Annotated in this window: 25 protein-coding genes; 14 read left to right on the top strand and 11 right to left on the bottom strand. The window is 70.6% G+C overall.

The annotated features are described in order from the left end of the window. Window positions 1-5 precede the first annotated feature (5 nt). Window positions 6-509 (top strand): hypothetical protein, encoded by a 504-nt coding sequence (locus HLB44_RS04980; RefSeq protein WP_173121171.1) that lies wholly within the window; start codon window positions 6-8, stop codon window positions 507-509. A gap of 10 nt (window positions 510-519) precedes the next feature. Here HLB44_RS04980 and HLB44_RS04975 read toward each other — a convergent pair whose 3' ends face one another. The 5 genes from HLB44_RS04975 to HLB44_RS04955 all read right to left on the bottom strand — a co-directional run bounded on the left by HLB44_RS04975 (window position 520) and on the right by HLB44_RS04955 (window position 4,222). Next, entirely contained in the window at window positions 520-981 is a 462-nt protein-coding gene (locus HLB44_RS04975) for a type II toxin-antitoxin system VapC family toxin (RefSeq protein ID WP_173121168.1), read from the bottom strand. After that, complete coding sequence (locus tag HLB44_RS04970; protein WP_173121166.1) at window positions 978-1,271, bottom strand: ribbon-helix-helix domain-containing protein; 294 nt, start codon at window positions 1,269-1,271, stop codon at window positions 978-980. Before HLB44_RS04970 ends, HLB44_RS04975 begins: the two co-directional genes overlap by 4 nt. 74 nt (window positions 1,272-1,345) lie before the next feature. After that, window positions 1,346-2,782: an NAD(P)(+) transhydrogenase (Re/Si-specific) subunit beta gene (locus HLB44_RS04965; protein ID WP_173121164.1), complete on the bottom strand. Its 1,437-nt coding sequence runs from the start codon at window positions 2,780-2,782 to the stop codon at window positions 1,346-1,348. Continuing rightward, window positions 2,779-3,102 (bottom strand): NAD(P) transhydrogenase subunit alpha part 2, encoded by a 324-nt coding sequence (locus HLB44_RS04960; RefSeq protein ID WP_173121162.1) that lies wholly within the window; start codon window positions 3,100-3,102, stop codon window positions 2,779-2,781. The genes HLB44_RS04965 and HLB44_RS04960 overlap by 4 nt, the downstream gene beginning before the upstream one ends. 4 nt (window positions 3,103-3,106) lie before the next feature. Then, complete coding sequence (locus HLB44_RS04955) at window positions 3,107-4,222, bottom strand: Re/Si-specific NAD(P)(+) transhydrogenase subunit alpha (protein ID WP_173121160.1); 1,116 nt, start codon at window positions 4,220-4,222, stop codon at window positions 3,107-3,109. Between the two features lie 106 nt (window positions 4,223-4,328). Here HLB44_RS04955 and HLB44_RS04950 point away from each other — a divergent pair, with 106 nt between their 5' ends. Beyond that, complete coding sequence (locus HLB44_RS04950; RefSeq protein ID WP_173121158.1) at window positions 4,329-4,820, top strand: NUDIX hydrolase; 492 nt, start codon at window positions 4,329-4,331, stop codon at window positions 4,818-4,820. On the opposite strand, the gene HLB44_RS04945 is transcribed toward HLB44_RS04950, so the two are convergent. Continuing rightward, complete coding sequence (locus HLB44_RS04945; RefSeq protein ID WP_173121156.1) at window positions 4,815-7,466, bottom strand: M1 family metallopeptidase; 2,652 nt, start codon at window positions 7,464-7,466, stop codon at window positions 4,815-4,817. The two genes, HLB44_RS04950 and HLB44_RS04945, sit on opposite strands and share 6 nt — an antisense overlap. Before the next feature lie 124 nt (window positions 7,467-7,590). Between HLB44_RS04945 and mnmA the strand changes: the two genes are divergently transcribed. From mnmA to HLB44_RS04925, 4 genes are read left to right on the top strand one after another with little or no spacing between them, the layout of a single operon-like run. Beyond that, window positions 7,591-8,694 (top strand): tRNA 2-thiouridine(34) synthase MnmA, encoded by a 1,104-nt coding sequence (gene mnmA, locus HLB44_RS04940; protein ID WP_173121154.1) that lies wholly within the window; start codon window positions 7,591-7,593, stop codon window positions 8,692-8,694. A gap of 44 nt (window positions 8,695-8,738) precedes the next feature. Beyond that, entirely contained in the window at window positions 8,739-9,632 is an 894-nt protein-coding gene (locus tag HLB44_RS04935; RefSeq protein WP_173121152.1) for a DUF4394 domain-containing protein, read from the top strand. Continuing rightward, complete coding sequence (locus tag HLB44_RS04930) at window positions 9,629-10,231, top strand: methylamine utilization protein (protein WP_173121150.1); 603 nt, start codon at window positions 9,629-9,631, stop codon at window positions 10,229-10,231. The genes HLB44_RS04935 and HLB44_RS04930 overlap by 4 nt, the downstream gene beginning before the upstream one ends. After that, window positions 10,228-12,597 (top strand): putative bifunctional diguanylate cyclase/phosphodiesterase, encoded by a 2,370-nt coding sequence (locus HLB44_RS04925; RefSeq protein ID WP_343051225.1) that lies wholly within the window; start codon window positions 10,228-10,230, stop codon window positions 12,595-12,597. Before HLB44_RS04930 ends, HLB44_RS04925 begins: the two co-directional genes overlap by 4 nt. A 26-nt stretch (window positions 12,598-12,623) precedes the next feature. On the opposite strand, the gene HLB44_RS04920 is transcribed toward HLB44_RS04925, so the two are convergent. Next, window positions 12,624-13,331, bottom strand: coding sequence for an alpha/beta fold hydrolase (locus HLB44_RS04920; RefSeq protein ID WP_173121148.1), 708 nt, complete (start codon window positions 13,329-13,331; stop codon window positions 12,624-12,626). A 120-nt stretch (window positions 13,332-13,451) separates the two neighbouring features. On the opposite strand from HLB44_RS04920, the gene HLB44_RS04915 reads away from it, so the two are divergent. The 3 genes from HLB44_RS04915 to HLB44_RS04905 all read left to right on the top strand — a co-directional run bounded on the left by HLB44_RS04915 (window position 13,452) and on the right by HLB44_RS04905 (window position 16,691). Next, window positions 13,452-14,408, top strand: coding sequence for a CysB family HTH-type transcriptional regulator (locus HLB44_RS04915; protein WP_173121146.1), 957 nt, complete (start codon window positions 13,452-13,454; stop codon window positions 14,406-14,408). 44 nt (window positions 14,409-14,452) lie between these two features. Further along, window positions 14,453-15,976 (top strand): amidase, encoded by a 1,524-nt coding sequence (locus HLB44_RS04910; RefSeq protein ID WP_173121144.1) that lies wholly within the window; start codon window positions 14,453-14,455, stop codon window positions 15,974-15,976. A gap of 361 nt (window positions 15,977-16,337) precedes the next feature. Then, window positions 16,338-16,691, top strand: coding sequence for a hypothetical protein (locus HLB44_RS04905; protein WP_173121142.1), 354 nt, complete (start codon window positions 16,338-16,340; stop codon window positions 16,689-16,691). A gap of 109 nt (window positions 16,692-16,800) precedes the next feature. On the opposite strand, the gene HLB44_RS37745 is transcribed toward HLB44_RS04905, so the two are convergent. From HLB44_RS37745 to cysT, 4 genes are all read right to left on the bottom strand, one after another. Then, window positions 16,801-16,929, bottom strand: a complete 129-nt coding sequence (locus HLB44_RS37745; RefSeq protein ID WP_281375108.1) for a hypothetical protein — start codon at window positions 16,927-16,929, stop codon at window positions 16,801-16,803. 280 nt (window positions 16,930-17,209) lie between these two features. Further along, entirely contained in the window at window positions 17,210-18,229 is a 1,020-nt protein-coding gene (locus tag HLB44_RS04900; protein WP_173121140.1) for a sulfate/molybdate ABC transporter ATP-binding protein, read from the bottom strand. Beyond that, a complete protein-coding gene (cysW, locus tag HLB44_RS04895; protein WP_246312034.1) occupies window positions 18,226-19,074 on the bottom strand; it encodes a sulfate ABC transporter permease subunit CysW in 849 nt (282 codons plus the stop codon). The genes HLB44_RS04900 and cysW overlap by 4 nt, the downstream gene beginning before the upstream one ends. A 65-nt stretch (window positions 19,075-19,139) precedes the next feature. Continuing rightward, window positions 19,140-19,976, bottom strand: coding sequence for a sulfate ABC transporter permease subunit CysT (cysT, locus tag HLB44_RS04890; RefSeq protein WP_173121136.1), 837 nt, complete (start codon window positions 19,974-19,976; stop codon window positions 19,140-19,142). Between the two features lie 129 nt (window positions 19,977-20,105). Between cysT and HLB44_RS04885 the strand changes: the two genes are divergently transcribed. The 5 genes from HLB44_RS04885 (at window position 20,106) to HLB44_RS04865 (ending at window position 25,207) form a co-directional block, all read left to right on the top strand. Next, entirely contained in the window at window positions 20,106-21,329 is a 1,224-nt protein-coding gene (locus HLB44_RS04885) for an NAD(P)/FAD-dependent oxidoreductase (protein ID WP_173121134.1), read from the top strand. A gap of 15 nt (window positions 21,330-21,344) precedes the next feature. After that, a complete protein-coding gene (locus tag HLB44_RS04880) occupies window positions 21,345-22,100 on the top strand; it encodes a class II glutamine amidotransferase (RefSeq protein ID WP_173121132.1) in 756 nt (251 codons plus the stop codon). 88 nt (window positions 22,101-22,188) lie between these two features. Next, a complete protein-coding gene (locus tag HLB44_RS04875; RefSeq protein WP_173121130.1) occupies window positions 22,189-23,367 on the top strand; it encodes a sensor histidine kinase in 1,179 nt (392 codons plus the stop codon). Beyond that, window positions 23,357-24,427, top strand: a complete 1,071-nt coding sequence (locus tag HLB44_RS04870; protein ID WP_173121128.1) for a sensor histidine kinase — start codon at window positions 23,357-23,359, stop codon at window positions 24,425-24,427. Before HLB44_RS04875 ends, HLB44_RS04870 begins: the two co-directional genes overlap by 11 nt. Window positions 24,428-24,436: 9 nt before the next feature. Continuing rightward, window positions 24,437-25,207 (top strand): LytR/AlgR family response regulator transcription factor, encoded by a 771-nt coding sequence (locus HLB44_RS04865; RefSeq protein ID WP_173121126.1) that lies wholly within the window; start codon window positions 24,437-24,439, stop codon window positions 25,205-25,207. Window positions 25,208-25,348 lie beyond the last annotated feature (141 nt).

Below are 25,348 nucleotides of genomic sequence, written 5' to 3'. Positions count from 1 at the left end.
CGACCATGCATCCGATCACCACGCTGACCCCGAGCGCCACCGCCGACCTGGCCGCCGCCGGCCTGATCGGTGACCTGGCCGAGGGCGACGAGGCCGAGGCGCTGGACGACGCCGGCTGGGCGCCCGAGCAGTCGTTCAGCACGCAGTTCTGCTTCGCTTTCGAACGTCCGCAGGACGGCCCCGCTGACGGCGCGGCGGGCGACCTGCGTTCGGCCGCGCGCATCGCCGGCACCTACACGGTCGGCTACAACGCCGCCAGCGGCCTGCTGGTGCTGTCGGGCACCTTGAACGTCGACGGCGCCACCTACTTCATCGACGACCAGCTGACGATCGACCAGGCCTCCAGCTACGACGCCTACCTCAGCGCCGGTGCCGGCCGCGCACCGTCGAACGACGAGCGCCGGCTGACCGCGTGGTCGGTCTCCGGCATGCCGGAACAGAACGGCTCGCTGAAGCTGCTGGCCGGGCTGGCGGTGATGGCGCACCTGGGGCTGCGGCGCCACGGCTGAAGCGGGGCGCTCAGCGCGACAGCAATTCGAGCTCGAAGCGCCTGCGGCCGCCGATGCGGTAGACGCTGAAGTCGGCCACGTCCAGCGTGGCGATGCGGTGAATACCGGTGTGCTCCGCCAGCCAGACGAGCTCGAGGTCGGCCCAGTCCGGATCGACATCGGCGTACTTGTCGAACAGCCCGGCGATGCGTGCGTGGCCCGCCGCGTCGGGCGCCTGCACCTGGATCACGCCGCGATCGGTGAGACCGGCCAAAGCGGCGCGTTGGCGCGCCGGCAGGAAGTGCGCCGCCTCGCACAGCACCGGCGCCACCGTCAGCCACGCGTCGTGGTTTTGCGCGGCCCACGCGGTGACCGACGCGTGGAAGGCATCGAGCCGGTCGAACAGCGCGACCAGCACGCCGGTGTCGATCAGCAGGCTCGGTTTCGGCGCCGCCGATGGTGGCGCCGCAGTCCGTCGTGGAGCGCCTTTCAAGTCCGACGGCGAGCGGCACGCTCGCGCACACGCAAGCGCACAGCGGCCTTGTCAGCGCCGGTTCCCAGCGCCACCGCGCCGATCAATCCCGCATCGGAGAGCGCGCGGTAGTTGGCACTCGGCTCGGCCGCGTGCACCGGCGTCGCACCGGCCACCGCTTCGGATGCCGCCGCGACCAGGTAGGCCGCGAGCGACTCCTGCACCACCAGGCTCTTCGTGACGCCGCGCTCGGCGCAATAGCGCTCGAGCGCCGCTTCCAGCCCGCCATCGAGACGAACAGTGAGGGTCATGGCCTACCCCTGTAATACAACTCGTTGGGGAGCGTATTACATCCAGCCGGCCGTCGGTCGGCCGGGAGCCCGCACTACTCGACTGCTTTGACCATGTCCTCGACCACCTTCTTCGCATCGCCGAAGACCATCATCGTCTTGTCCATGTAGAACAGCTCGTTGTCCAGGCCCGCGTACCCCGCGGCCATCGAGCGCTTGTTGACGATCACCGTCTTGGCCTTGTAGGCCTCGAGGATCGGCATGCCGTAGATCGGCGTGCCCTTGATCAGCGCGGCCGGGTTCACGACGTCGTTGGCGCCGAGGATGATCGCGACGTCGGCCTGGCCGAACTCGCCGTTGATGTCCTCCATCTCGAACACCTGGTCGTAGGGCACCTCGGCCTCGGCGAGCAGCACGTTCATGTGGCCCGGCATGCGGCCGGCGACCGGGTGGATCGCGTATTTCACGTTCACGCCCTTGTGCATCAGCTTCTCGGCCAGCTCGTTGACCGCGTGCTGCGCACGCGCCACCGCCAGGCCGTAGCCCGGCACGATGATCACCGTCTCGGCGTTGCCGAGGATGTAGGCCGCGTCGTCGGCCGAGCCGCTCTTGACCGGCCGCTGCTCCTTCGAGCCGACCGCCGGCCCGCCCGCCTCGCCGCCGAAGCCGCCGAGGATGACGTTGAAGAACGAGCGGTTCATCGCCTTGCACATGATGTAGCTCAGGATCGCGCCCGAGCTGCCGACCAGCGAGCCGGCGATGATCAGCATGCTGTTGTTCAAGGAGAAGCCGATGCCCGCGGCGGCCCAGCCGGAGTAGCTGTTGAGCATCGACACGACCACCGGCATGTCGGCGCCGCCGATCGGGATGATGATCAGCACGCCCATCACGAAGCTCAGGGCCAGCATCGCGTAGAACGCGGTCCAGTCGCCGGTGAAGGTGAACACCAGGCCCAGGCCGACCGTCAGCAGCCCCAGCACCAGGTTCAGCATGTGCTGGCCGCCGAAGACCACCGGCGCGCCCTGGAAGAGGCGGAACTTGTAGGTGCCCGACAGCTTGCCGAAGGCGATCACCGAACCGCTGAAGGTGATCGCGCCGATCGCCGCGCCGAGGAACAGCTCGAGCCGGTTGCCGGCCGGGATCGGCGAGCCCTTCGGCGCGATGCCGAAGGCCGCCGGCTCGGTCACCGCAGCGATGGCGATGAACACCGCCGCCAGGCCGATCATGCTGTGGAAGAAGGCCACCAGCTCCGGCATCTTGGTCATCTCGACCGTCTTCGCGCGCCAGGCGCCGTAGGCACCGCCGGCGACGAGACCGAGCAGCACCCAGCCCAGGCCGATCGCGACGTTGCCGCCCATCTGCTGCGCCAGCTTGACGATCAGCGCCGCGGTGGTCAGCGCCGCGATCGCCATGCCGACCATGCCGAACAGGTTGCCGCGGATCGAGGTCGTGGGGTGCGACAGGCCTTTCAGGGCCTGGATGAAGCAGATGCTCGCGACCAGGTACAGCAGCGCGACGAGGTTCATGCTCATTGCTTGTTCCCCTCGAGCAGCTTGGGCGCCTTTTCTTTCTTCCTGAACATTTCCAGCATGCGCCGGGTCACGAGGAAGCCGCCGAAGATGTTCACCGCCGCCAGCGCGACGGCGAGCACGCCCATCGACTTGCCGAGCGTGGTCTCGGTCAGCGCCGCGGCGAGCATCGCGCCGACGATGACGATCGCCGAGATCGCGTTGGTCACCGCCATCAGCGGCGTGTGCAGCGCAGGCGTGACGGTCCAGACCACGTGGTAGCCGACGTAGATCGCCAGCACGAAGATGATCAGGTTGGTGATGGTCGGGTTGACGATGTCCATGGCTTCACTTCCTCTTCACTTCACCCGACTGGGTCATCAGGCAGGCCACGACGATGTCGTCGTCCATCGGCACGTTGAACGTCGCTTCCTTGGTCAGCACCAGCTTCAGGAAGTCGAGCACGTTGCGGGCGTACAGCGACGACGAATCGGCCGCCACCAGCGCCGGGATGTTGGTCTCGCCGACGAGCGTCACGCCATGCTTGACGACGGTCTTGCCGGCCTCGGTCAGCGGACAGTTGCCGCCGGCGGGTGCCGCCATGTCGACGATCACCGAGCCCGGCTTCATCGACTTCACCATCTCCTCGGTGATCAGCACCGGCGCGGCGCGGCCCGGGATCAGCGCGGTCGAGATCACGATGTCGGCGGCGGCGACGCGCTTGGCGACCTCGATCTTCTGGCGATCGAGCCAGCTCTGCGGCATCGGCCGCGCATAACCGCCGACGCCCTCGGCCGCTTCTTTCTCTTCTGCCGTCTCGTAAGCCACGTCGATGAACTTCGCGCCCAGCGACTCGACCTGCTCCTTCACCGAAGGCCGCACGTCCGACGCTTCGATCACCGCGCCCAGACGCTTGGCGGTGGCGATCGCCTGCAGCCCGGCGACGCCGACGCCCAGGATCACGATGCGCGCGGCCTTGATCGTGCCGGCGGCGGTCATCAGCATCGGGAACAGCCGCTGGTACTTGTCGGCGGCCATCATCACCGCCTTGTAGCCGGCCACGTTGGCCTGGCTCGACAGCACGTCCATGCTCTGCGCACGCGTGGTGCGCGGCGCGGCTTCGAGCGCGAAGCTGGTCAGCTGCGCGGCGGCGATGCGCGCCAGGGCGTCCTTGTCGAAGGGGTTCAGCATGCCGACCAGCGCCGTGCCCGGTTTCATCAGGCTCAGCTCGTCAGCATCGGGTGCACGCACCTTCAGCACCAGCTCGCAGCCGAAGGCGCCGGCACGGTCGGTGATCTCGGCACCGGCGGCGGCGTAGGCCTCGTCGGTGGCTGCCGCCGCGATGCCGGCGCCCGATTGCACCCGCATCGTGTGGCCCTGGGCCTTGAGTTTCTTGGCCGTCTCGGGGGTGACGGCGACACGGGTTTCCCCCGCCACCGTCTCGAGCGGTACGCCGATCAGCATGCTTTCTCCTCGCTCGCCCCCTTCAAGTACGGGCTTGTACGGCTGGGGCACTTCCTGCAAGAAGCTTACCTGAGTTCCCTTGCACGACCGCCGCTAGGATCGGCGCATGAGCACCGAGCGTTGGAAACCCAGCGTCACTGTCGCCGCGGTGATTGCCGACGGCAACCGCTTCCTGCTGGTCGAGGAGCACACCGCGGAGGGCTTGCGGCTGAACAACCCGGCCGGGCACCTCGACCCCGGCGAATCGCCGCTCGAAGGCGCGGTGCGCGAGGCGCTGGAAGAGACCACGCGGGTCTTCGTGCCCGACGCCTTGCTCGGCATCTACCTCGCCCGCTTCCAGCGGGCCGGCACCGGCGAGGACATCACCTACCTGCGTTTCGCCTTCACCGGCACGGCGGGCGAACCGCTGCCCGGCCGCACGCTCGACCACGGCATCGTGCGCACGCTGTGGCTGACGATCGACGAGATCCGCGCGCGCCGCGCCGAGCACCGCAGCCCGCTGGTGATGCGCTGCATCGACGACCACCTGGCCGGCCGCCGCTTTCCGCTCGACCTGGTCAGCGCCGATCCGTCGCTGTACGCGCCCCTGCCGTCATGAGCCGGACTCGAGCGCAGCCGCGGCGCGCGGCCGCATCGCCGCGCGCAGCGCGATGCGGGCGGCGATGCGCGACGCGGCGGCCGTGCCCGGGGCGCCGGCCAGCGCGTGCTGATCGGCGACCAGCTGCGCGGCCTGCGCCGGATCGTTGAAGGACTTCGCGGCACTCGGCAGCAGCCAGACATTGCCGCCGAACGGGCCGGTGCCGGCCAGCTTGGCCAGCGCCGCCCAATGCTCGCGGCTGAAGGCATACGCCTCGGCGCCGAACACGCCGGCTTCGCCGACCAGGCCGGGCAGCGCCGATGCGATGTTCGGCGGCAGCGTGCCGGCGAGCGACAGCGCCAGCACCTCGTCGACCAGCGCGCGCGTGCGGCCGCCGGCCAGCGCGCCGGCCAGCAGCCAGCGCTCTTCCTCGCCGCCGGCGGCCAGCAGCTGAGCGCGCAGCCGATCGAACTCGGCGCGCGTCGCGTGCATGCCGACAGCGCCCAGCACGCCCGGGCGCAGTGCCGCCGGCAGCGCCGCACGGCCGGCGGCATCGGCGTCGAAGCGTGCGCGCGCCTCGCCGATCACCGCGGCATCGTCGAAGCGCGCCAGCAGCTCGATCAGGCGGGCGCGCAGGCTGGTGTCCTCGGACGCCTCGCCGGCTTGCACCTGCCAGCCCAGGCGCTGCAGCTCCGGCGCCAGCAGCGCGCGTGCACGCTCGCGCAGTCGCTGCTGCACCGGCAGCCCGGCCAGCGCCTCGTCGAGCAGCACCAACGCATCGCCGGCCTGCGCGAAGAGCGCACCGCGCCCGGCGCCCTGCGCCGCCGGCAGGCGATCCAGCAACGCGAGGTAGGCGCCGAAGGGCAGCGCGCCGGCCTGGGCCAGCGCAAAGCTGTCGCTCAGCAGGGTGCTGCGGTCGGCCGGCGCCAGCGTGTGAAATTGCGCCGTCAGCTGCTGCAGCGCCGTGGACGCGTACATCACGCGGTAATAGCCGCGGCCGCCGGCATTGGCCAGCACCGGCGGGCCGTCGCAGCCGGCGAAGGTCTGGCGTGCCGTGTCGCCGGCGAGCAGCACGGTGGCACTGGCCTGGCCCTGCTGCAGGCGCACCGGGATTTGCCAGCGTTGTGCCGACGGCGCGGCGCCGGCGTCGGCGCTGAAACGCTGCTGGCTCAGCGTGACCACGCGCTGCCCGCCCTCGCAGGCCTCGTCCAGTTGCACCAGCGGCACGCCGGGCTGGTCGGTCCAGCTCGCGGCCAGCGCGGCGACGTCGCGGCCCGAAGCCCGGCCCATGAAGTGCCACAGGTCGCCGGCGCTGGCATTGGAATGGCGCCGGTCGCGCATGTAGGCCGCGAGACCGCGGCGGAAGGTCTCGTCGCCGAGCCACTGCTCCAGCATGCTGAGCACCGCGCCGCCCTTGGTGTAGGTGATGTCGTCGAACTGGTCGCTGACCTGCCGCTCGTCGACCGGGCCGGAGCGGATCGCGCGCGTCGCACCGCTGGCATCGCGGGCCATCGTCTGGTCGATCCAGCGCCGCGTGTGCAGCGGGGTCTGCCACTGCGGGTTGAAGTGCTCGCTGGCCTTGTTTTCCATCCAGGTCGCGAAGGCTTCGTTGAGCCAGATCTCGTCCCACGACGAGGCCGTCACCAGGTTGCCGAACCACTGGTGGGCGATCTCGTGCGCCAGCAGCGCGAAGACCCAGCGCGGCGTGTCCGGGCCGCTGTGCTTCGGGTCGACCAGCAGCAGCGACTCGTTGTACGAGATCAGCCCCCAGTCCTCCATCGCGCCGTCGCGCACGCCGGGCACGGCGATCTGGTCGAGCTTGGGCAGCGCGTAGGGCTGGCCGAAGTAACGGTTGTAGTAGGGCAGCAGCAGCTGCGTCGCGCCGAGCGCGTAGCGTGCCTGCGCGGCCTTGCCCGGCGCCGTCAGGAAGCGCAGCGGCACGCTGGCGGCGCGGCCGGTGAGCGTCTCGAAGTGCCCGACGGTGACGGCGACCAGGTAGCTCGGCATCGGCGGCGTCGGCGCGAACGTGTGCAGCGCCTGCGCACCGTCGCGGCGCACGCGCTCGACGGGCATGTTCGACGCCACCTGCAGCCCCTGCGGCGCGCGCACGGCGATGCGGAACACCGCGCGGAACGCCGGTTCGTCGAACGATGGGAACAGCGTGCGCGCGAACACCGCCTGCAGCTGCGTGGCGAGCATGCGATCGGCGCCGCTGCCGATGCGGTACAGCCCTTCGCCGGAGTTGCGCACGCGCCCGCGGTAGGTGATGTGCACGCAGTGGCGGCCGGCCGCGATCGGTGCGCCGTCCGCCGGCACCAGGCGCCACAGCGAGGCGGCGGCATCGGGCTCGATGCGCAGCGTGCGCTCGGCGCCGCGTTCGCTCTTCAGCGTGACCGCGCCGGTGGTTTCGAGCTCGTGCGCGTGCAGCAGCAGCGCCGGCAGCGCGCGGCGTGCGCGCAGCTCGATCGCCACCGTGCCGTCGAAGTGCTCGCGCTGCGGGTCGAGGTCCAGCGTCAGCGTGTAACGCAACGGCAGCGCGTCCTTCGGCAGCCGGCCCGGCGTGCGGTCGAAATCAAAGCGCGGCTGCGCCTGCGCGACGGCCAGCGCCAGCAGCGAGACGAACGCGGCGACAACGGCCCGAAACCCGGTGATCGACAGTCGGCCCATGGCCCATCCCCCCTTGAGGGCGCCGACTCTACGCGCAGGTTTGGCCGGCCGCACTTCCTAGAATCGCAGCCAGCATGATCAGCCCCCAGCTCCCTTCGTTCGCGGCCCCCAAGGGGCGCTCCTGATGAAACAGCGCATCGTGGTGGGCCTGTCCGGCGGTGTCGATTCCGCGGTCACCGCTTGGCTGCTCAAGCGCGCCGGCCACGAGGTGGTCGGCATCTTCATGAAGAACTGGGAAGACGATGACGACGACGAATACTGCTCGTCGAACGCCGATTTCGTCGATGCCGCGGCGGTCGCCGACGTGATCGGCATCGAGATCGAGCACGTCAATTTCGCCGCCGACTACAAGGACCGGGTGTTCGCCGAGTTCCTGCGCGAGTACCAGGCCGGCCGCACGCCGAACCCGGACGTGCTGTGCAACGCCGAGATCAAGTTCAAGGCCTTCCTCGACCATGCGATGCGCCTGGGCGCCGGCAAGATCGCCACCGGTCACTACGCCCGCGTGCGCGAAACCGCCGGCGGCCGTTTCGAGCTGCTGAAGGGCCTCGATCCGGCCAAGGACCAGAGCTACTTCCTGCACCGGCTGAACCAGACGCAGCTGGCGAAGACGCTGTTCCCGGTCGGCGAGCTTCGAAAGACCGAGGTGCGGCGCATCGCCGAGGAGATCGGGCTGCCGAACGCGAAGAAGAAGGACTCGACCGGCATCTGCTTCATCGGCGAGCGGCCGTTCCGCGAGTTCCTGAACCGCTACCTGAGCCACGAACCGGGCCCGATCCTCGACGATCGCGGCCGTCAATTGGGCCAGCACGTCGGGCTGTCGTTCTACACACTCGGCCAGCGCCAGGGCTTAGGGATCGGCGGCGTCAAGGAGCGCGGTGCGCCGCGCGGCGGTGGTGAGCATGCGCCCTGGTTCGTCGCGCGCAAGGAGCTGGACACGAACACGCTGCGCGTCGTGCAGGGCCACGACCATCCGTGGTTGCTGTCGTCGGCGCTCGTGGCCGACGACCTGAGCTGGGTGGCCGGCCGGGCGCCCGAAGCCGGCCTGCTGGCCGCCAAGACCCGCTATCGCCAAGCCGACGCGGCCTGCCGCTTCGCGCCCGCCGAAGACCGCTTCGCGCTGCAGTTCGAGGCGCCGCAGTGGGCTGTCACGCCCGGACAATCGGCGGTACTCTACGACGGCGAGGTCTGCCTGGGCGGGGGTGTGATCGCCGGCAGCACGGCTTGATCCGAACCGCGCGCCGCCTCGTATCCGCAGGGAGAGTTCACCGCATGTCGTCGACCGTTCACCGCTCGATCCCGCGTCGGCTGGCCGCACCGCTGCTGGCACTGCTGCTGGCCGCCTGTGCCACCCCCTCCGAGCCGCCGCCCAGCAACCGCAAGGAAGTCATCCACGTGGTCACCGCCGCCGGCGAGCTGCAGCGCTTCAATGCCGGCCGGCCGCAGCAGCCGCTGGCGAAGCTGCCGTTGCGCGGGCTGCCACCCGGCGAGCGGCTGTTCGGCATCGACTTCCGGGTCTCGCGCGGTGTGCTGTTCGCACTCTCCTCGGTCGGCCGGCTGTACACCATCGACACGCGCAGCGGCCAGCTGACGCCGATCGGCACCACGTCGATCGCCCTGCCGCTCGAGGGTGAACGCTTCGGCTTCGATTTCAACCCGGTCGCCGACCGCATCCGCGTGGTCAGCGACAAGGGCCAGAGCCTGCGCCTGCATCCGGAGACCGGCGCCGCGATCGACGGCGATGCGGCGGTCGACGGCCCCCAGCCCGACCCGGTGCTGCATTTCGCGCCCGGCGATGCCCACGTCGGCCGGCTGCCGCAGGTGGTGGCCGCCGCCTACACCTACAACAAGCGCGACGACAAGCTGACCACCAACTACGCGCTCGACGCCGGCATCGGCGCGCTGCTGATCCAGGGCTCGCGCGAAGGCGCGGTGCCGGTGGTCTCGCCCAACACCGGCCGGCTGACGACGGTCGGCAGCCTGGGCGTCGGCGCGCTGCAGGACGCCGCCTTCGACATCGCCGACATCGACAACAGCGCGCTCGCCGCGCTGCGCATCGGCGAGCGCACGCGCCTCTATGCGATCGACCTGGCGAGCGGCCGGGCGACGCTGCTCGGCACGCTCGGCGACGGCCAGCCCGTGTGGGGCATGGCGATCGAGCCATGACCGGGCCCGCCCCGCTCATCGCGAGCCTGCTCTGCACGGCGCTGCCGCTCGCCGCCGCGCCGCTCGAAGTGCGCGTCGCCGACGCCGCGGGCAAGCCGATCGCGGGCGTCGTCGTCTTCGTCGAATCACCGGAAGCGCGCTCGGCGATCCGCCCGGTCGCCGGCACCGAGATCGCCCAGGTCGGCAAGCAGTTCGTGCCGCCGGTCACGATCGTGCCGGTCGGCAGCGCGATCAACTTTCCGAACCGCGACACGGTGCGGCACCATGTCTATTCGTTCTCGCCGGTCAAGCCGTTCGAGATCAAGCTCTACGTCGGCACGCCGGCGAGCCCGGTGGTGTTCGACAAGCCGGGCATCGCGGTGCTCGGCTGCAACATCCACGACAACATGGTGGCCTGGGTGGTGATCGTCGACACGCCGTACTACGGCCAGACCGGCGCCGACGGCAAGCTCACGCTGCCGAACCTGCCGACCGGCAACTATCGGCTCCGCACCTGGCATGCCGGGCTGCCGGTCGGTGCCGCGCCGTCGGACCAGGCGCTGGTAATGGGCAGCGGCGCTCAGCAGGCGGCGGTGACGCTGGCCGGCCTGCGGCCGTGAAGCTGAGCAACGGGCTCCGCTTCGGGCGCTGGCGCCTGTCCAGCCGCATCGCCGGCTTCTCGCTGCTGCTGCTGCTGCTGGTGCAGTTGGCCGGCTTTGCCGCGATCCGCGCCAGCATCCAGCGCAATGCGCAGGCGCAGCTCAGCGAGCAGCTCGCAGTCGGCGAGCGCACCTGGCGGCGCCTGCTCGACCAGCGCGCGGCCAAGCTGACGCAGGGCGGTGCGGTGCTGGCGGCGGACTATGCGTTCCGCGAAGCGGTCGGCACGCAGGACATCCCGACCATCGTCTCGGTGCTGGACAACCACGGCGCGCGCATCGATGCCAACCTGACCGCGCTGCTCGGCACCGACCTGGCCGTGCGCGCGACCGGCGACTCCAGCGACGCCGCGCTGCTGCCGGTGCTGACGCGCCTGGCGCCGCAACTGGCCAGGCAGGGCAGCGCGATCGCCGCTGTCGGCGACCGCGCCTACCAGTTCGTGATGGTGCCGATGCGCGCGCCGGTGCTGGTCGGCTGGGTGGTGATGGGCTTCGTGCTCGACGCCTCGGTCGCCGCCGACATCCTTGCCGTCAGCGGCGTGCACGGCACGCTGGTGCTGGAGCCGGCGAACGGCGCGCCGCGCGTGCTGCTGACCAGCCTGCCGCCGGCGCTGCCGGCCGCCGCGGTGGCCGCCGGGCCGTCCGAAGGCGAGCTGCTGCTGGCCGGCGCGCAGTACCGCGTGCACGGCACCGTGCTGTCGGACGAGGCCGGCCAGCGCCTGGGCCTGCGGCTGACCGGCTCGCTCGAGCGCGCGATCGAGCCTTACCGCGACCTGCAGGTCACGCTGGCCGGGCTGACCGCGCTCGGCGTGTTCCTGTTCGGCCTGGGCAGCGCCTGGACCGCACGCCGCGTGACGCGGCCGCTGTCCGACCTGGCCGAAGCCAGCGAACGCCTCGGCCGCGGCGACTATGCGGCGTCGCTGCAGCACACCGAGCGTGCCGACGAGGTCGGCGACCTGGCGAAGGCCTTCGACCACATGCGCGTCAACATCGCCGCGCAGCAGACCGAGATCCGCCAGCTCGCCTACTGGGACCGGCTGACCGACCTGCCGAACCGCGTGCAGTTCCGCGACGCGGTGCGCTCGGCGATCGAGGCGGGCAGTGGCAACGTCGCGGTGCTGATGCTGGACCTGGACCGCTTCAAGAACGTCAACGACGCGTTGGGCTACGCCAGCGGCGATGCGCTGCTGAAGGGCGTCGCCGCCCGGCTGCAGGAAGTCGCGCGCAGCGGCGACATGGTCGCGCGCCTCGGCGGCGACGAGTTCGCGCTGCTGATGCCGCAAGCGGATGCGGCGCAGGCGGTGGCGCTGGCCGAGCGGCTGGCGCAGGCCTTCGAGCAGCCGCTGACGGTCGAGGACCAGATGATCGACCTGTCGGCCGGCGTCGGCATCGCCTGCTGGCCCGAGCACGCGGCCGATGCCGATGCGCTGCTCAGCCGCGCCGAGGTGGCGATGTACGCCGCGAAGGCGCGCACCGCCGGCGCCCAGGTCTACGACCCGGCGACCGACTCGAGCAGCGCGACCAACCTGTCGCTGCTCAGCGAGCTGCGCCACGCGCTCGATCACCAGGAGCTGCGGCTGTTCCTGCAGCCGAAGATCCATCTCGCCAGCGGCCGCGCGATCGCTGCCGAGGCGCTGGTGCGCTGGCAGCATCCGCAGCGCGGGCTGGTGCCGCCGATGCTGTTCATCCCGTTCGCCGAGCAGACCGGCTTCATCCGCCGGCTGACGCTGTGGATCTTCGAGGAAACGGCGCGCGTGCAGCCGGCGCTGCAACGCCTGGGCGTGCAGCGCATCTCGGTCAACCTGTCGACGCGCGACCTGCTCGACCAGGAGCTGCCGGACAAGCTCGATGCGCTGCTGCGCCGCCATGGCGCGCTGCCCGAGGCCTTCTGCCTGGAGATCACCGAGAGCGCGATCATGGACGACCCGCAGCGCGCCGAGGCGACGCTCAATCGCCTGTCCGAGCGCGGCTACAAGCTGTCGATCGACGACTTCGGCACCGGTTATTCGTCGCTGGCTTACCTGAAGCGGCTGCCGGTCGACGAGTTGAAGATCGACAAGAGCTTCGTGATGGCGATGGAGGGCGAGGCCGGCGACGCGAAGATCGTGCGCTCGACGATCGACCTCGCGCACAACCTCGGGCTGACGGTGGTCGCCGAGGGCGTCGAGAACGCCGCGATCCTCGAGCAGCTGCGCCTGCTGCACTGCGACGAGGCGCAGGGCTACCACATGAGCAAGCCGCTGCCGGTGCCGGAGTTCGAGGCCTGGGTCGTGAAGTGGGCGGCACAGGCGCCGCACGCCGCGGCGTCAGCCGCGGCTTTGGGAAGCTAGGCGGCGCCAGCCGCGGCTTTCGGTAGTTAGGCTTCCGCGCGCCAGTCGAGCAGCAGCGCGGCGACGCGCTCGGGCTGCTCCATCGTCAGCAGGTGGCCACAATCGACCAGCCGTTCGAAGCGCGCCTGCGGCACCGCGGCGGCGATCTCCTCCGAGCACTCCGGCGGCGTCAGCACGTCCGAGTCGCCGCAGGCCACCAGCAGCGGGCAGCGGATCGTCGCCAGCAGCCCCCGGCTGTCGGCGCGCGCCATGATGGCGCGGTTCTGTCGTGCCAGCTGGGCCGCGCCGGCCCGGCGCACCATCGCCAGGTAGTCGCCGACCAGGTTCGGCAGCCGTGCCGGCGCGCTCGGGTGGAAGGCGAACGGCAGGTTGGCGCGCAGCACCTCGTCCATGCGGCCGGCCTCGAACAGCCCGACCGCCTCGCGGCGCAGCGCCAGCATCTCCGGCGTGTCGGGCCGGGCGGTGGTGCCCAGCAGCGCCAGCGCCTGCACGCGCTGCGGTGCCTGGCGCAGCACCTCGAGTGCCAGGATGCCGCCCATCGAGGTGCCGGCCAGCGCCAGCGGCCCGGCGTGCTCGGCCAGCAGCGCGGCGGCCATCTCGGGCAGCGTCGCAAAACGCCCATGCGCGTCGGTGACATGGACCGGCCCGCGCGCGGCGGCAGCGAGCGGGTCGGCGATGCCGCGCCACAGGGTTTCATCGCTGGCGAGGCCGGGCAGCAGGAGCAGGGTCGACATGGCGCGGCAGTGTGCCAGTGCGCTTATTCGGATTCCGCGCATGCATAGCGCAAACAATTCGCTTGCCGAACTTGGGCCAGCTCGAATAATTCGCTTTTCGCATAAGAACGATGGCTCGCCATGAACTTCCAGCAACTGCGCTCGGTGCGCGAGGCCGTGCGCCAGCGCTTCAACCTGACCGAGGTCGCTCAGGCGCTGCACACCTCGCAGCCGGGCGTCAGCCGGCAGATCCGCGAGCTGGAAGAAGAGCTCGGGATCGAGATCTTCGTGCGCGCCGGCAAGCGCCTGACCGGCCTGACGCCGCCGGGCGAGACGGTGCTGCCGATCGTCGAGCGGCTGCTGCAGGAAGCGGCGAACCTGAAGCGCGCCGGCGACGATTTCGCGCGCAGCGGCTCGGGCGCGTTGACGATCGCGGCCACCCACTCGCAGGCACGTTATGCGCTGCCGGCGGCGGTGCGCGACTTCCGCGCCAGCCATCCGCAGGTGCAGCTGCATCTGCACCAGGGCTCGCCGCAGCAGGTGGCGCGCATGCTGCTCGACGGCGAGGCCGACATCGGCATCGCCACGGAAGCGCTGGCGCAGCACAGTGAGCTGCTGGCGCTGCCGTGTTACCGCTGGACCCACTGTGCGGTGGTGCCGCCGGACCATGCGCTGGCTGCGGACGCCGCCGCCGGCAAGCCGCTGACCTTGCAGCGCCTGGCGCAGTTCCCGCTGATCACCTACGAGGCCGGCTACACCGGCCGCGCCCACATCGACCAGGCCTTCGCGCGGGCCGGCCTCGATCCCGAGGTCGTGCTGGTGGCAATGGACGCCGACGTCATCAAGACCTATGTCGAGCTCGGCCTGGGCGTCGGCATCGTCGCGGCCATCGCCTACGACGACGAGCGCGACCGCCACCTGCACGCGATCGACGCGCGCCACCTGTTCGCCGCCAACATGACGCGGCTGGCGCTCAAGCGCGGCAGCTACCTGCGCGACTACGTCTACGACTTCATCACCACGTTTGCGGCGCCGCTGACGCGCTCGGTCGTCGAGCGGGGATTGGCGAGTGAAGAGGGCGAGGACCCCGAGCTCTAGTCGAGCGACCGTCGGCGACACTCGGCCCGCCAGAAGGAGGACCGATGACGCCCGACGAATACGAACAACACGATGCCCTGGGCCTGGCCGCGCTGGTGCGCAGCGGCGAGGTGGACCCCCAGACGCTGATCGACGCTGCCGCGCGCCGCATCGACGCCGGCAACCCGGCGTTGAACGCGGTGATCGCCGACTGCCGTGACTACGCGACATCGGCGCTCGCCAAGCGCCGCGCTGCCGGCCGCGAGCGCGACGGCGTGTTCGCCGGCGTGCCGGTGCTGGTCAAGGACCTGCTCGCCACCGTCGAAGGGCTGCCGACCTGGCATGGCAACCGGCTGCTGCAGCGTTCGCTGCCGGTGGCCACGCACGACAGCGAATTCATCCGCCGGTTGCGCGCGACCGGCGCGCTGATCGTCGGCAAGACCAATACGCCGGAGTTCGGCCTGACGCCGTTCACCGAGCCCGAGCTGACCGGCCCGACGCGCAACCCCTGGGACACCACGCGCACCGCGGGCGGCTCCAGCGGCGGCTCGGCCGCGGCGGTGGCGGCGGGTTTCGTGCCGCTGGCGACCGGCGGCGACGGCGGCGGCTCGATCCGCATCCCGGCCTCGTGCTGCGGCCTGTTCGGCCTGAAGCCGACGCGCGGCCGCGTGCCGAGCGGCCCGGACCTGGGCGAGCTGTGGAGCGGGCTGGCGATCGAACACGGCCTGACGCGCACGGTGCGCGACAGCGCCGCGCTGCTCGACGCGGTGGCCGGCGCCGACAGCGGGCCGCCTTGCGCCGCGCCGTCGCAGGCGCGCGCGTTCGTCGACGAGGTCAGCACCGCGCCCGATCGACTGCGCATCGGCGTGTCGACGGAGCCCTGGCTCGGCCATGCGGCGGTGAATCCCGACTGCCTGGAGGCGGTGACGCGCAGCGCGGCGCTGCTGCGCTCGCTCGGCCACGAGGTCATCGAGACGCGCGTGCCGGTGAACGGTGAAGCCTTCGCGATGGCCTTCCTGCAGGTGCTGGCGGCCAATGTACGCGGCGAGATCGAGACCATTGCCCACGCGCTGAAGCAGCGCGCACGGCGCCAGGACTACGAGGCGACGACCTGGGCGCTCGGACTGCTCGGCCGCGCCGTCAGCGGCGACGAGGTGATCAATGCGCAGCGCACGATCCAGCTGACCGGCCGGCGCGTCGGCGCACTGTTCGAATCGATCGACGTGCTGCTGACGCCGACGCTGGCGACGCCGCCGCCGCTGATCGGTGCCTTGAAGCCGACGCCCGCCGAGCAGCGGCAGATCGAGTTCCTCGGCGCGATCGGCTCGCCGTGGCTGCTGCGCAAGTTCGGCGCCTTCCGCCAGATCGCCGACAAGGCCTTCGACTTCATCCCGTACACCGCGGTCTTCAACGGCACCGGCCAGCCGGCGATGTCGGTGCCGCTGCACTGGAACGCCGCCGGCCTGCCGATCGGCGTGCAGTTCGTCGGCCGCTTCGGCGACGAGGCGACGCTGTTTCGGCTGGCGGGGCAGCTCGAGGCGGCGCAGCCGTGGGTTCAGCGCCGGCCGCCGCGATCGTTGATTGCCTGACGGCGGCTGGCATCCTGGGGCAAAGCACCGATGTCGTCACTACGACTTGACCTAGACAAGTTGTCTAGTCATACTAGACATGCGGGGGGTGGTGCCTCCGCAGAACTGCAAGACTTCCAAATTACTGAGTCGCAACTTGATCAAGGAGATCGTCATGTCGAACCCAGCAACCTGCATTCGCTCTCGCCCGAGGCCGGTAGCCCACGACTGGGCCATCGCGGCCGGAAAGGAGGCGTGACTCACGCCTCAATCAACGAAAGGTAAGGAATGTCGACTCAGCGCCAGCTAAATTGCGCGCCGGCCGGGGAGAGACTGGCAAGGCCGCATGCCGCTGTATTCGACTCACACAAGGGCACTTCGAATGGCAAAGACACTTGCCGCGATCATCGATGGTGTTCTCGTTCCTCCTGCCGAAGTGAAGGCACTTCGCGCACTTGTGCACCTGCGTCGCCCGGCAACCGTACCGGAGATCGCAAGGTCCATGAACGACGAACTCAGCGATGCATCGCTGTACACCTTGCTCGGCCGGTTGGCCGGACAGCGCGGGCTGGTGACCCGCGAAGAGGCGACCGTCGACGTACAGGGAACTGCACTAAGACGAGTCTTGTGGCGTCCTCACCCGGCGTCGGTACGTCATTTCAGTGATCCAGAGGAGACCACGGATGACACCACCTTCGCAGAAGGACCCAGAGCGCGAGCTCGGGCCCCCGGGTGACCGGATAAAAAGACTGGCACAGCGATGCGGCCCACTACGGGTTGTCCTGTCGCACAGCCACATCCTGCAGATCATCGAGGATCATCAGGCGATGTGGCTAGAGTGCCGGTCAGATGCCGAAAGGCATCAGATCCGGTCGCGCATGCGGCGCCAGATCGCACGAGCGATCGGCGTCACAGCGGGGCTCGATGTGAGCGCGCATGGGGTGTATGTGCTCGCCGTCGGGGATCTTGTCCACGGCGCGAGTTTGATGGTTCTCGGAATAGCGGCGGCCTACTGGCTGAGCAAGGGAGGCGGGTAGCCGGCAGCAATCGGCGTCGAGTGGAATGGCCGGGCGAGACCAGGTCGAACGCGATCAACGGTCGTGCGGTGGGGGACAGCTCGCGAGGGGCTGCGCTTGCAGAGCGCAGCCCTTTGTCGCTCTTGGCGGTTCGAGGCTCATTCCGCTGCTAGGGGTGCGGCGAATCAGAGCTTCAAGGGGTGGGGTGGACGTCCTACAACCTGGTGAGCTCAACCGCTCAGATCAACGCCGCCGGATCATCCACCGGCTCGCTGAAGCGCGTCACGCGGCGCGGCTGCAGGTGCACGCGCTGGCCGGGCGCGAGCTGCAGCGTATCGCGCAGCTGCAGCCAGCGCGCACGCGGCAGCTCGACATCGACAGTGCCTTCGTCGTCGCGCTTGAGCTCCAGCCGCGTCACCGGGCCCAGCGTCAGCACCTGCGCCAGCGTCGCGCTCCAGGTGCCGTCGCCGGCGTGCTCGACGATGTCGAGCTCGTGCGGGCGCACGTACAGCGCTTCGCTGCGGCCGTGGAACAGGTTGACGTCGCCGAGGAACTGCAGCACGAAGGGTGAGGCCGGCTTGTCGTAGACCTCGTCGGGGGAGCCCACCTGCTCGATGCGGCCCTCGTTCATCACGACGATGCGGTCGGACACTTCCATCGCCTCGTCCTGGTCGTGCGTGACGAAGACGCTGGTCACGTGCATCTCGTCGTGCAGGCGGCGCAGCCAGCGGCGCAATTCCTTGCGCACCTTGGCGTCGAGCGCGCCGAAGGGCTCGTCGAGCAGCAGCACCTTCGGCTCGACGGCCAGCGCGCGGGCCAGCGCGATGCGCTGGCGCTGGCCGCCCGAGAGCTGGTGCGGGTAACGATCGGCCAACCAGTCCAGCTGCACCAGCTTCAGCAGCTCCATCACCTTGGCCTTGATCTGCGCATCGCTCGGCCGCGTGTCCTTCGGCCGCACGCGCAGCCCGAAGGCGACGTTCTCGAAGATGTTCATCTGCGGGAACAGCGCGTAGTGCTGGAACACGAAGCCGACGCGGCGCTCGCGCGCGCTCGACGAGGTGGCGTCCTCGCCGTGGAACAGCACCTGGCCGCTGTCGGGCACGTCGAGCCCCGCGATGATGCGCAGCAGCGTGGTCTTGCCGGAGCCCGAGGGCCCGAGCAGCGCCACCAGCTCGCCCGACTCGACGGTCAGGTTCAGGTTGTCGCAGACCTTCAGGTGGCCATAGCGCTTGTTGAGGTCCCGAACTTCTATGCTCATGTCTTCACCTCGGCCTTCGCCGCCTTCATCTGCTGCTGCACGCGCCGCTCGACCGCGAGCTTGAGCACCAGCGTCACCAGCGCCAGCAACGCGAGCAGCGACGCGACCGCGAAGGCGGCGGCGAACTGGTATTCGTTGTAGAGGATCTCGATGTGCAGCGGCAGCGTATTGGTCTGGCCGCGGATGTGGCCCGAGACCACGCTGACGGCGCCGAACTCGCCCATCGCCCGCGCGTTGCACAGGATCACGCCGTAGAGCAGCGCCCACTTGATGTTCGGCAGCGTGATGCGGCGGAACAGCTGCCAGCCCGAGGCGCCGAGCACGGTGGCGGCTTCCTCCTGCTCGCGCCCTTGCGCCTGCATCAGCGGGATCAGCTCGCGCGCGACGAACGGGAAGGTGACGAACAGCGTCGCCAGCACGATGCCCGGCACCGCGAAGATGATCTTCAGGTCGTGGTCGCGCAGCCACTCGCCGAACCAGCCCTGCAGGCCGAACACCAGCACGTAGATCAGGCCCGCGATCACCGGGCTGACCGAGAAGGGCAGGTCGATCAGCGTCAGCAGCAGGCTCTTGCCCTTGAAGTCGAACTTCGCGATGCACCAGGCCGCGGCGACGCCGAAGATCGCGTTCAGCGGCACGCTGATCCCGGCGGCGATCAGCGTCAGCTTCACGGCCTCCCAGGCGTCGGGCTCGGTGATCGCGGCCAGGTAGACCCCGACGCCCTTCTTGAAGGCCTCGAAGAAGACGGCGGCCAGCGGCAGGAACAGGAACAGCGTCAGGAAGGCGAGCGCGATGCCGATCAGCAGGCGCCGCACCCACGCCGGCTCGGCGGTCGGGTGCCGCATCGCTGACGGCGAAAGGGAGCGGCCATCGGTCGCCGATGCGACGGGCCGAGAGAGGGCGACGGTGTTCATCCTTGTCCTTGCCGCCGCCGCGCCCAGCCCTGCAGCGCATTGATCACCAGCAGCATCAGAAAGCTCGCCGCCAGCATCACGACGGCGATCGCCGTCGCGCCGGTGTAGTCGTACTGCTCGAGCTTGGTGATGATCAAGAGCGGCGTGATCTCGCTGACCATCGGCAGGTTGCCGGCGATGAAGATCACGCTGCCGTATTCACCGAGCGCGCGTGCGAAGGCCAGCGCAAAACCGGTGATCAGGGCAGGCAGCACGATCGGCAGGATCACGCGGCGAAAGGTCTGCCAGCGGTTGGCGCCGAGGATCGCCGCGGCTTCCTCGTATTCGCTCGACAGGTCCTCCAGCACCGGCTGCAGCGTGCGCACGACGAAAGGCAGGCCGATGAACAGCAGCGCGACGAAGACGCCGATGGGCGTGAAGCTGATCTTGACCGGCAGCCACTGGCCGATCCAGCCGTTCTGCGCGTACAGCGCGGTCAGCGTGATGCCGGCCACGGCAGTGGGCAGCGCGAACGGCAGGTCGACCAGCGCATCGACGATGCGCTTGAACGGGAACTCGTAGCGCACCAGCACCCAGGCGATCACCAGACCGAAGACGGCGTTGGCCAGCGCCGCCAGCAGCGAGGCGCCGAAGCTTAAGCGGTAGCTGGCGACCACCCGCGGCGAAGCGACGGCATCCCAGAACGCCGGCCAGCTCATCGTCGCGGTCTTCAGGAACGCGGCCGACAGCGGCACCAGCACCACCAGGCACAGATAGGTCAGCGTCAGCCCCAGCGCCAGGTCGAAACCGGGCAACACGGAATGGCGGCGCAGCAGGGCACGGGACAGCAGCATCGGCACACAGTCGACGAAAAGCGCGATGCTAGGCAGCCCGGCTGCCGGGCCGAACGACCCATTCGGCGTTTGCTTATTCGAAAACCGACGAAGCGGATCGTGCCGGACCGCTGCCTACAATTTGGCGCAATGAGCCCGCCCGCCTTGCCCGAGAGCTGCGATGTGCTGGTCGTCGGCGCCGGCCCGGCCGGCAGCGCCTGCGCGACCGCGCTGGCGCGCGCCGGGCGCGACGTCGTGCTGGTCGACGCGCAAGCCTTTCCGCGCGACAAGGTCTGCGGCGACGGGCTGATCCCCGATGCGCATCGCGCGCTGCAGCGCCTCGGGCTGGCCGGCGAGGTGATGGCCGCGGCGCGCAGCGCGCGCCATGTCGGCTGCATCGGCCCGCGCGGCGGCCGCATCGACGTGCCGGGGCGGCTGGCGGTGCTGCCGCGGCGCATGCTCGACGACATCGTCAAGCGCGGCGCCGAACGCTCCGGCGCATGTTTCTTCGCGCCGTGGCGCTTCGAGGCGCCGCTCGAAGACGGTGGCCGGGTGATCGGTGCGCGCCTGAAGCAGGGCGATCAGCGCCGCGCGCTCCATGCACGCTGGACCGTCCTGGCCACCGGCGCCGTGCCGCAGGCGCTGCTGGCCGCCGGCATGTGCGAGCGCCAGACGCCCAGCGGCATCGCCCTGCGCGGCTATGTGCACAACCCGGCGATGCGCGGCCGCATCGAGGCGCTGGAGGTGGTCTGGCACAAGCGCCTGCGCAAGGGCTACGGCTGGATCTTCCCGTGCCCGGACGACACCTTCAACGTCGGCGTCGGCCTGGCGCACAGCCACGCCAAGGGCTCCGACGGCCACGCGACGATGGCCGACGTCAACCTGCGCGAGATGTTCGCCGCCTTCGCCGAGGTCTACGCGCCGGCGCGCGAGCTGCTGGCCGGTGGCACGTGGCTGGGCGCGATGAAGGGCGCGCCGCTGCGCTGCTCGCTCGACGGCGCGAAGCTCGCGCGGCCCGGGCTGCTGGTCACCGGCGAGGCCGCTGGCAGCACCTATGCCTTCACCGGCGAGGGCATCGGCAAGGCGCTGGAGACGGGCCTGCTGGCCGCCGATGCGCTGCTGGCGGATGACATCGATGACGCGCTGATGGCACGTTATCAAACCAGCATCGCCGCGCTGAAGCCGCGTTTCGACCTCTACGAGCGCGCCAACCGCGTCAACGACCATCCGTGGCTGGCCGACCTGCTGATCTGGCGAGCAAACCACAGCCCGCGCATCCTGCGCCGCATGGAAGGCGTGCTGGAAGAGACCGGCAACCCTGGCCACCTGGTCAGCCTGCGTGGCCTGACCAAACTCTTCCTGCCGATCCCCTGAGAAAGCGTCACCGACATGTGCCAGCTGCTCGGAATGAACGCCAACACGCCGACCGACGTGATGTTCTCGTTCACCGGCCTGGCCACCCGCGCCGCCGAGCACAAGGACGGCTTCGGCATTGCCTTCTTCGAAGACCGCGGCGTGCGCCTGTTCGTCGACCCGCACTCGGCGCTGGTGTCGCCGGTGGCCGAGATGGTGCGCCGCTATCCGATCAAGAGCGACAACGTCATCGCCCACATCCGCAAGGCGACGCAGGGGCACATCGCGCTGGAGAACACGCATCCGTTCATGCGCGAGCTGTGGGGCCGCTACTGGGTGTTCGCGCACAACGGCGACCTGAAGGGCTTCGATCCGCGCTTGCACGGCGCCTTCCGCGCCGTCGGTTCAACCGACAGCGAGCGTGCCTTCTGCTGGCTGATGCAGGAGCTGGCGAAGGCGCATGCCAGCGTGCCGTCGACGCCTGAGCTGACCTGCACGCTGCGCGAGCTGCTGCCGACGATCGCCCGCCACGGCACCTTCAACCTGCTGCTGTCGAACGGCCAGGCGCTGTGGGCGCATGCGACGACGGCGCTGTACTGGCTCGAGCGCCGCCACCCGTTCAGCGCCGCGCACCTGGCCGACGAGGACCTCTCGGTCGACTTCGGCGCGCTGACGCAGCCGACCGACCGCGTCGCGGTGATCGCCACCGAGCCGCTGACGCGTGACGAGCCGTGGACGGCCTTCGCGCCGGGTGAGCTGCGCGTCTTCGTCGGCGGGCGCACCACCGACTGAGCCGCGCCGGTGGCCGCTGATGCCACCGAACCGGCGTTTCGCCCGGCGCTGCGCCGGTGCCGCGACGCCGCCACCTAGACTGACGCCGATGCTGCACGCCCCCCCGCCCACGCCGCTGCCGCGCGCCGCCGCCGCGCGCTTCGCCCGCTGGTGGTACGGCGATCTCGGCCCCGAGCTGCGTGCCGAGGCCGAGGCGCTCGACCGGCGCCTGGTCCAGGGGGGCATCGGCTTGTGGCTCGGCGTGTCGGCGAGCCTGTCGGCCACCGTGCTCGGCTTGCAGGCGTCGGGGCTGCCGCTGCACTGGTCGGTGTCGGTCGCGCTGCTGTTCGTCATCGGCAGCGGCCTGGCGATGCGCCGCGCCTGGCTGCAGCCGGAGAAGTTCGATGGCCGCCGGCTGCGCAGTGCGGCGCTGCTGATGGTGCTGGCGACCTATGCCGGCGCACTCGGCGGCATCTTCGCCGGGCTGTGGGACGCCGGCGTGCCGGAGGGCGCCGGGCGCCTCGCGCGTGCGCTGTGGCGCGCCACGCCGGCGCAGCTGCTCGCCGGCATGGCCTTGCTGCTGCTGCTGTGGGCCGTGGCCTCCGGGCGGCGCGCGCAGATCCAGCGCGCGCTGCTGCGTTCGCAGCTCGAAGCGGAGCGTGACGCCGCCGCGCGCCATGCCGCCGAGGCGCGGCTGAAGCTGCTGCAGGCGCAGATCCAGCCGCACTTCCTGTTCAACACGCTGGCCGCGCTGCAGCACTGGGTCGATACCGGAGACCAGCGCGCCGCGCCGCTGCTGCGCTCGCTGACGAACTTCCTGCGCGGCTCGACCGAGCTGATGCTGCGCGAGCAGATCACGCTGGCCGACGAGCTGCCGCTGGCCGAGCACTACCTCGGCATCATGGCCTCGCGTTTCGGTGAGCGGCTGCGCTACCGGTTCGACGTTGCCGACGATTGCCGCGTCCAGCCGCTGCCGCCCGCGCTGCTGTTGACCTTGCTGGAAAACGCTGTCGAGCACGGCATCGCGCCGCTGCTGCGACCGGGCTGCATCACGTTGCGCGCGCGGCGCAGCGACGGCAGATTCGAGCTGACGATCGCCGACGACGGCGCCGGGCTGGCGGCGGCCTGGCACGACGGCGTCGGGCTGACCAATTCGCGGCTGCGGCTGCAGCACCGCTTCGGCGCGCGGGCGCGGCTCGAACTGCGCGCGGCGGCACAGGGCACCGTGGCCCGACTGACGATCGACGACGAGGAGCGCAGCGTCGCAGGGAGCGCAAATGAGCACTGACCGCATCGACTGGAGCCAGCTCTGGTACCCGGGCCCGACACGGGTCTTCAGCGACGCCGAGCTGGCGCGCGCCGGCGGCGACCGGCCGAGCCGCACGCTGGTCGTGGTGGTGCTGATCAATGTCGCGCTGGTCGTGCAGGGCCTGCTGCAGGTCTGGCCGGCGCAACAAATGCCACGCCTGCTCGCGCTGCTGGTCGGCCTGCTGTGGCCGGCCTGGCACGTGGCGCTCGCGCTGTGGCGCCGGCCGACGCGGCGCCGGCTCGCGCTGGCGTCGGTCGGGGCCGGCGTGGTCTGCACACTGCTGATCATGGCGCTGAAGTGGCGGCTCGCGGGCGATCCGTCGCTGCGCTGGTTCATCAACACCACCTTCATCGTGCTGCTCGGCTGCACCGTCGGCTTCCTGTTCGTCACCCTCTACCGCGGGCACCAGATCGACGCCCGCCTGCGCGAGCTCGCCGAGCGCGAGCAGGCGATCGACATGGCGCGCCAGCTGGCCACCGCGCAGATCCAGCCGCACTTCCTGTTCAACTCGCTGGCCTCGCTGCAGCACTGGGTCGACGCCGGCGATCCGCGCGCGTCGAGCCTGCTGCAATCGCTGACCGGCTACCTGCGCGCCACGCTGCCGTTGTTCAAGCGCGAGCGGCTGACGCTCGGCGAGGAGCTCGATGCCGCCGCGCGCTACCTCGAGGTGATGCAGGCGCGGCTCGGCGAGCGGCTGCGCTTCGTGATCCACGCCGATGCCGCGGCGCGCGCGCAGCCGCTGCCGCCGGGGCTGCTGCTGACCTTGGTCGAGAACGCCGTCGAGCACGGCGTGGGCCCGAGCATCGCCGGCGCCGAGGTGCAGATCACCGCGCGCCGCGACGGCGAGCGTGTCGTCGTCGAGGTGCGCGACAGCGGCGCCGGGCTGCCGGCGCGGCTCGACGAAGGGCTCGGCCTGAGCAACTCACGCGCCCGCCTCGCGCAGGCCTGGGGCGAGGCGGCGCGGCTCACGCTGCTGCCGCAGCCCGCGGGCGGCACCTGTGCCCGGCTCGAGCTGCCGGCGACTTCCGTTGTCAACTGACGCACCGAGATGAACCGCATCACCGCCCTGATCGCCGACGACGAAGAAGCCCCGCGCGCGCAGCTGCGGGCCGCGCTGCAGCGGCGCTGGCCCGGGCTGCAGATCGTCGCCGAGGCGGTCAATGGCGTCGACGCCTGGGACGCCTTCCTCGAGCACGAGCCGGCGCTGTGCCTGCTCGACATCCGCATGCCCGGCCTGACCGGCATCGAGGTCGCCGAGCGCATCGCCGGTCGCGCGCAGGTGGTCTTCGTCACCGCGCACGGCGACCATGCGCTGGCGGCCTTCGATGCCGGCGCGGTCGACTACGTGCTCAAGCCCGTCGATGACGAGCGGCTCGCGCAGGCGCTGCAGCGCGTGCAGGCGCGGCTGGCGCTGCCCGCGCCGCCGGCCGCCGCAGACGCGGTGGCGCTGCAGGCGCTGCTCGCGCAGCTGTCGGCGCAGGTGCGCCGGCCGGCCCCGCTGGAGGTGATCCAGGCCGGCGTCGGCAAGGAGGTGCGGCTGATCCGCATCGAGTCCGTGGTCTATTTCGAGTCCGACGCGCGCTACACCCGCGTCGTGCACGAAGGCGGCGAGGCGCTGATCCGCACGCCGCTGAAGGAGCTGCTGGCGCAGCTCGACGCGCAGCGTTTCTGGCAGGTGCACCGCTCGGTGATCGTCAACCACCACCACATCGCCGCGGCGCTGCGCATCGACGAGGGCACGATGCAGCTCAGCCTGCACGGCCGGCCGGAGAAGCTGCCGGTGTCGCGGCACTTCCAGGGGCGGTTCAAGGGCCAGTGAGCCGTCGGGCCGTTCCCAAGGCGAACACCGGAGGCCGCCAGGCCCAAGCTTGCCTCATGACCGCCCGGCGGAGCGGCCGCGGTACCCCGCGGACGAGGGGCGTGATGTGCGCGACACTCGGCAGCTTCGCCCGCCATGCCC

The sequence above is a fragment of the Pseudaquabacterium terrae genome (assembly GCF_013266755.1).
Lineage (GTDB): Bacteria > Pseudomonadota > Gammaproteobacteria > Burkholderiales > Burkholderiaceae_C > Pseudaquabacterium > Pseudaquabacterium terrae.
This window is presented reverse-complemented; position numbering and strand designations above follow the sequence as displayed.

Bases quoted from the DNA above. Each gene is read 5' to 3' on its own strand.
- HLB44_RS04980 (WP_173121171.1), top strand. From the start codon at position 6: ATGCATCCGATCACCACGCTGACCCCGAGCGCCACCGCCGACCTGGCC.
- HLB44_RS04970 (WP_173121166.1), bottom strand. From the start codon at position 1,271: ATGACCCTCACTGTTCGTCTCGATGGCGGGCTGGAAGCGGCGCTCGAG.
- HLB44_RS04965 (WP_173121164.1), bottom strand. From the start codon at position 2,782: ATGAGCATGAACCTCGTCGCGCTGCTGTACCTGGTCGCGAGCATCTGC.
- HLB44_RS04960 (WP_173121162.1), bottom strand. From the start codon at position 3,102: ATGGACATCGTCAACCCGACCATCACCAACCTGATCATCTTCGTGCTG.
- HLB44_RS04955 (WP_173121160.1), bottom strand. From the start codon at position 4,222: ATGCTGATCGGCGTACCGCTCGAGACGGTGGCGGGGGAAACCCGTGTC.
- HLB44_RS04950 (WP_173121158.1), top strand. From the start codon at position 4,329: ATGAGCACCGAGCGTTGGAAACCCAGCGTCACTGTCGCCGCGGTGATT.
- HLB44_RS04945 (WP_173121156.1), bottom strand. From the start codon at position 7,466: ATGGGCCGACTGTCGATCACCGGGTTTCGGGCCGTTGTCGCCGCGTTC.
- mnmA (WP_173121154.1), top strand. From the start codon at position 7,591: ATGAAACAGCGCATCGTGGTGGGCCTGTCCGGCGGTGTCGATTCCGCG.
- HLB44_RS04935 (WP_173121152.1), top strand. From the start codon at position 8,739: ATGTCGTCGACCGTTCACCGCTCGATCCCGCGTCGGCTGGCCGCACCG.
- HLB44_RS04930 (WP_173121150.1), top strand. From the start codon at position 9,629: ATGACCGGGCCCGCCCCGCTCATCGCGAGCCTGCTCTGCACGGCGCTG.
- HLB44_RS04920 (WP_173121148.1), bottom strand. From the start codon at position 13,331: ATGTCGACCCTGCTCCTGCTGCCCGGCCTCGCCAGCGATGAAACCCTG.
- HLB44_RS04915 (WP_173121146.1), top strand. From the start codon at position 13,452: ATGAACTTCCAGCAACTGCGCTCGGTGCGCGAGGCCGTGCGCCAGCGC.
- HLB44_RS04910 (WP_173121144.1), top strand. From the start codon at position 14,453: ATGACGCCCGACGAATACGAACAACACGATGCCCTGGGCCTGGCCGCG.
- HLB44_RS04905 (WP_173121142.1), top strand. From the start codon at position 16,338: ATGGCAAAGACACTTGCCGCGATCATCGATGGTGTTCTCGTTCCTCCT.
- HLB44_RS04900 (WP_173121140.1), bottom strand. From the start codon at position 18,229: ATGAGCATAGAAGTTCGGGACCTCAACAAGCGCTATGGCCACCTGAAG.
- cysW (WP_246312034.1), bottom strand. From the start codon at position 19,074: ATGCGGCACCCGACCGCCGAGCCGGCGTGGGTGCGGCGCCTGCTGATC.
- cysT (WP_173121136.1), bottom strand. From the start codon at position 19,976: ATGCTGCTGTCCCGTGCCCTGCTGCGCCGCCATTCCGTGTTGCCCGGT.
- HLB44_RS04885 (WP_173121134.1), top strand. From the start codon at position 20,106: ATGAGCCCGCCCGCCTTGCCCGAGAGCTGCGATGTGCTGGTCGTCGGC.
- HLB44_RS04880 (WP_173121132.1), top strand. From the start codon at position 21,345: ATGTGCCAGCTGCTCGGAATGAACGCCAACACGCCGACCGACGTGATG.
- HLB44_RS04875 (WP_173121130.1), top strand. From the start codon at position 22,189: ATGCTGCACGCCCCCCCGCCCACGCCGCTGCCGCGCGCCGCCGCCGCG.
- HLB44_RS04870 (WP_173121128.1), top strand. From the start codon at position 23,357: ATGAGCACTGACCGCATCGACTGGAGCCAGCTCTGGTACCCGGGCCCG.
- HLB44_RS04865 (WP_173121126.1), top strand. From the start codon at position 24,437: ATGAACCGCATCACCGCCCTGATCGCCGACGACGAAGAAGCCCCGCGC.